5 protein-coding genes and 1 rRNA gene are annotated in these 4,826 nt (G+C 71.4%); 4 read left to right on the forward strand and 2 right to left on the reverse strand.

The annotated features are described in order from the left end of the window. Positions 1 to 88: ribosomal RNA gene (rrf, locus tag ACIQWR_RS41315) — 5S ribosomal RNA — on the forward strand; the annotation flags it as partial. Positions 89 to 204: 116 nt separating this feature from the next. Here rrf and ACIQWR_RS41320 read toward each other — a convergent pair. Together ACIQWR_RS41320 and ACIQWR_RS41325 are read right to left on the reverse strand one after the other, a co-directional pair. Continuing rightward, positions 205 to 558: a hypothetical protein gene (locus ACIQWR_RS41320; protein ID WP_404021295.1), complete on the reverse strand. Its 354-nt coding sequence runs from the start codon at positions 556 to 558 to the stop codon at positions 205 to 207. 43 nt (positions 559 to 601) lie between these two features. Further along, on the reverse strand, positions 602 to 1,405 hold the full coding sequence (locus ACIQWR_RS41325; RefSeq protein ID WP_404021298.1) for a polysaccharide deacetylase family protein: 804 nt from the start codon (positions 1,403 to 1,405) through the stop codon (positions 602 to 604). Between the two features lie 153 nt (positions 1,406 to 1,558). On the opposite strand from ACIQWR_RS41325, the gene ACIQWR_RS41330 reads away from it, so the two are divergent. Genes ACIQWR_RS41330 through ACIQWR_RS41340 form a run of 3 tightly spaced genes read left to right on the forward strand, consistent with a single transcriptional unit; the run spans position 1,559 to position 4,531 of the window. Further along, positions 1,559 to 2,260 (forward strand): response regulator transcription factor, encoded by a 702-nt coding sequence (locus ACIQWR_RS41330; protein WP_404021300.1) that lies wholly within the window; start codon positions 1,559 to 1,561, stop codon positions 2,258 to 2,260. A 31-nt stretch (positions 2,261 to 2,291) separates the two neighbouring features. After that, a complete protein-coding gene (locus ACIQWR_RS41335) occupies positions 2,292 to 3,851 on the forward strand; it encodes a sensor histidine kinase (RefSeq protein ID WP_404021302.1) in 1,560 nt (519 codons plus the stop codon). A 26-nt stretch (positions 3,852 to 3,877) separates the two neighbouring features. Beyond that, a complete protein-coding gene (locus ACIQWR_RS41340; RefSeq protein ID WP_404021305.1) occupies positions 3,878 to 4,531 on the forward strand; it encodes a maleylpyruvate isomerase N-terminal domain-containing protein in 654 nt (217 codons plus the stop codon). Positions 4,532 to 4,826 lie beyond the last annotated feature (295 nt).

Genomic DNA, 4,826 nt, shown 5'->3' on the forward strand with positions numbered 1-4,826 from the left:
CGGTTACATTTCGAACCCGGAAGCTAAGCCTTTCAGCGCCGATGGTACTGCAGGGGGGACCCTGTGGGAGAGTAGGACGCCGCCGAACAATTTTTTCGGGAAAGCCCCGCACCTTATGGTGCGGGGCTTTTCTGCGTTCCGGGTCCGTTCCGGGTCCATTCCGACCCCATTCCATATCCGCTCGGCTCCGGGCCGCTCTCGTGCTCATCCGATGAGCCGCGGCCGCCGGGAGTGCCACGGCGCATCGTCGCCCTGGCCGGGCAGAGGCACGGTGGCCAGCCGGTATCGGGCGTCCAGCGCGTCCAGCTCCGCTTGTCGTGCGGCCCGGACGCGCTCGGTGAGTACGGGCCAGGCCGCTGCGAGCCAGTGCCGGCAGCGGAGCTCGTTCTCGTACTCCCAGACGAGTTCGGCGTCGAACCCGTCCTCGGCGTCCTGCACGCATGCTTCCCACGCCTCCAACGCGGCGTTGAGCGTCAGCATTCCGTACCGCGCGGCCAGACCTCGGCTCGCGCGGTGCACCGACTCGTAGTCGTCCGCATCGAGTGCTCCCACATCCATGGGCACAGCCTCGCAGCCGTGGTCCGCGCACGGTGCACTCAGGTCAGGGGTGGTAGACGGCGCCCGGTTGGGGAGCGGCGGGGGCCAGGAGCTGGGGGACGGTGACGAAGACGTAGCCGCGGGAGCGGAGTTCGTCGATGATCCTGGGCACCGCGGGGACCGTGCCGTCGTAGATGTCGTGGAGCAGGATGATGCCGTCCCGGGTGGCTTGCTTGAGTATCCGGTCGCCGATGAGCTTCGTGTCCGTCGTGGCGTAGTCGCTCGCGGTGGCGTTCCACAGGACTTCCGACAGGCCGAGGGACCGGGTGACCGCGTGCACCTTGTCGTTCGTGCCGCCCTGGGGCGGGCGCATGAGCGTGGGGGCCTTGCCGGTGACGCTCTTGATCGCCTCCTGGGTGCGGCCGAGTTCGTCCCGTATCCGTTCGGTGGACAGCTCGTCCAGGCGTTCGTGGCTCCAGGTGTGGTTCCCGATCTCGTGGCCCTCGGCGGCTTCTCGGCGGACCAGGTCGGGGCGCGGTACGACGTGGTTCTTGCCGAGGAGGAAGAAGGTGGCGTGGACCTTCTTCTCCTTGAGGATGTCCAGGAGTTGGGGAGTGTGCGGGCCGGGGCCGGCGTCGAAGGTCAGCGCGATGCACTTCTCCTTGCGGCAGTCCACCGCCGGCGTGCTGCCGTCCGCCGCGGCGCCGGCGCGTGCCTCGGCCGGGGTGGTGCGCCCCTGGCCGCAACCGGTGAGGAGCGCGCCGCTCACCACCAGGCCGAGGGCCGCCGCCGCGGCGCGGCGCCGGCCGGTCCGGCGGCTGCGGGGCGGGGCGTCGGAGGGGACGGGACGGCGCGGTGTGCGGGGCATGCGAGGGGTTCTCCTGGTCTGCTGACGGATCGGGGGGTGGGTCGGTCGTCGTGCGACCGGCCAGCAGAGTGCGGGAGTCAGCCCAAAGATGTCCTGAAGATCCTAAAGATCACCTTCAGGAATCGGTACAAAGCGCATGCAAGTCTTGGGTGCATGAAAGAGATCCTGGTCGTCGAGGACGATCCTCAGCTCGGCCCCGCGCTGCGCCGCGGCCTGACCGCGGAGGGGTACCGCGTCGAGCTCGTGGCCGACGGGAGGGCGGGGCTGGAGCGCGCCCTCACCGGCGACCACGCGGTGATCGTGCTCGACCTCATGCTCCCCGGCCTGAACGGCTACCGGATCTGCGCCGCCCTGCGCGCCGTGGGCGTGGACACGCCCGTGCTGATGCTCACCGCGAAGGACGGCGCCCACGACGAGGCCGAGGGGTTGGACACCGGAGCCGACGACTACCTGGTCAAGCCGTTCTCCTCGGTCGTCCTCCTCGCCCGGCTCCGCGCCCTGCTGCGCCGGGGCGGCGCGGGAGGTAGCGACGACCGGTCCGTCCTGCGCGCGGGAGACCTGTGGGTCGACCTCGCCGCTCGACGGGCGGGCCGCGGGGACTCCGAACTGGCCCTCACACCAAAGGAGTTCGCGATCCTCGCCTGCTTGATGCACACACCGGACCAGCCCGTGTCGAAGGAGGCGATCCTCGACGAGGTGTGGGACCCGGCCTACACGGGCGGTACCGCCATCGTGGAGGTGTACGTCTCCGCGCTGCGCAAGAAGGTGGACGCCCCCTTCGGGACGCACACCATCGAGACCGTCCGCAGCCGCGGCTACCGCCTCGACACCCTCCAGGAACGCCGTGCGGGCTGATCACCCGCACCGGACGCGGATGCCGAATCCGGTGCGTCTCGTGCGCCGGCTGTCCACCCCGCTGCGTACCGCGCTCGTGGCCGGGCTCGCCGCCCTGGTCCTCTTCGGCATCGGCGCCTGGTCGTTCCAGCGGTACCTCTACGACGCGGTGTACGGGGAGTCCGACCAGCGCGCGCTGGAGCTGTCGCTGCGGTTGGCGGACCAGGCGGCCCGGGGTTGGAAGGACGGCCCGCCTGCCCCGGGCGACGGGCCGTTCGTACAGATCGACAGGGACGGCCGCGTCGTCACCGTGTCGGGAGGGGCCACGTACCTGGCGGGCCTCACGTCGCTGCTTCCGCCGCCGCCCCCGGACCCGCCCGGACAGCGGGCCGTAGGCAATCCCCACACCCGTACCGTGCGCCTCGGTGAAGTGGACGAGAGGGAACGGTCGCGCTTCCACCTCCCGGACGGCAGCCTGCGCAGCGCGGGCGGGTATCCCGCAGCGGCGGAGCAGATCGCCCACGCGGAGGCGCACAGCCTGTCCCACCAGAGCCTCTTCGTGGTCAGTATTCCGGTGATCACCCCAGCGGACGGCTGCGGGCACCCCACCGAGTCCGACGGCTCGTGCCGGTCCACTCTCTACATCCTCGTACCGCCGTACGTCGCCGCGTACGTGTCCGACGCGCTCACGGCGCCCCTCGTTGCGGGTGTACCCGCCGCCGCGCTGGTGGTGGCCGCGACGGCCTGGGCCGCCACCCGGCGTTCGCTGCGCCCGGTCGACGCGATGCGGCGCGAGGTCGCCGAGATCACCGACGACAGCCTCGACCGCCGGGTGCCGGTTCCCGAAGGCCGCGACCCGATCCGGGCACTCGCCAGGACGACGAACAGCACCCTCGACCGCCTGGAGGACGCCGTCGAGCGCCAGCGCCGCTTCGTCGGTGACGCGGCCCACGAGCTGCGCTCCCCCCTGGCCGCCCTGCACTACCAACTCGAAACCGCACTGGAGCACCCCGACAGCATCGATCCGACCGAGGTTCTGGAGGGCGCCCTCGTCGCCACCCGCCGGATCCACGGCCTCACCGAGGACCTGCTCCTGCTGGCCCGCCCCGACGGGCCGGCCCCCCGCTCGCTGGTGGACCTCGCGGGGCTGACCCGCGAACTCGTCCTGGAGTACCGGGACCTGGGCCACCCCGTCACCCTCGACCCGGGCCCGGAGCAGGCGCCGGTCCGCGGCGACGGGCTCCAGCTGCACAGGCTGCTGCGCAACCTCCTCGACAACGCCGTGCGGCACGCGCGCACCGCCGTGGTCCTCGCCGTCGCCATCACCGACGACGGAGGTACCTGCACGGTCACCGTCCACAATGACGGCACCCCCCTCACCCCCGACGAGTGCGAGCGGGTCTTCGAACGCTTCACCCGGCTCGACGAGGCCCGCACCCGCGACGCCGGCGGCAGCGGCCTCGGGCTCGCCATCGCGCGCGACATCGCCCACCGGCACCGCGGCACCCTCACGGCCCGCCCGGCCGCCCCGGCACCCGGCACCACCTTCACCTTGAACGTCCCCGCGGCGCCGTCGCCGGGCGGGTCGACCGGCGAGGAAGCCGCCCTCTGAGCGCGGGGCGCTGTTAGGTTGCGGGCGTGGACGACTTCTCGCGGTCCTGGGCGGCGTTGCGGGCGGCGGTCGCCGAGCTGACGGACGAGGACTTCGCGCGGCCCTCCGGCTGCGCGGGGTGGCTCGTGCGCGACCTGGTGTGCCATCTGGTCATCGATGCCCAGGACGTGCTGATCACGCTGGTCACCCCGGTCGACGCGGAATCGACCCGGGACGCGGTGACGTACTGGGACCTCGTCGAGGCCCCGACGGGACAGGACCCGCTCGACGCACTGGTCGTCCGCCTCGCCGCCGCGTACGGGGAGCCGTGGCTGCTCACCTTCCACCTCGACGACGTGGGGTCCGCCGCAGGCCGCGCCGCTGCCCTGGCCGACCGTGCGATGCGGGTGGGAACCAAGGGCGAGGTCCTCACCGCGGGGGACTACCTCCGTGCGTACGTCCTGGAGTGGACCCTGCACCACCTCGATCTGATCGCGCACCTCCCGGACGCCGCCCAGCCGCCGCAGGAGGACCTCGCCGGCTCGCGCGAGCTGCTGGAGGCGATCGCGGGCGAGCCGTTCCCGCCGTCGTTCTCCGACCGGGAAGCTCTGCTGATCGGCACCGGGCGCCGGTCCCCGACCGCTGAACAAGCCGCCGAGCTGGGCGGACTGGCGGGCCGGCTCCCGTTCGTACTGGGTTGACGCCGGGCCCGGCCGCCGGCGTACGCGGGGGCGTTGACACGGGAGTGGTGGCTGGGTAGAGTCGAACGGTTGCCTCGAACTGGACAAGTTCGGCAGCGATGGTTTAGAGTCTGACCGCCCCCCTCCCATGGAATTGAATTCCATCAGGGGTGCACTCCGCTCTTTTTCAGTTGTGAACGCCGGGAGAACCGGTCCGAAACTTCTGATAGAGTCGGACTCGCCGGAAAGGGAAAGCGCGAAAGCGAAGAACTGGAAAGCGAAACCCGCTTCGACCGGGAATCGGACACGAAAGAGT

It is taken from the genome of Streptomyces sp. NPDC098789 (genome assembly GCF_044759975.1).
Lineage (GTDB): Bacteria > Actinomycetota > Actinomycetes > Streptomycetales > Streptomycetaceae > Streptomyces.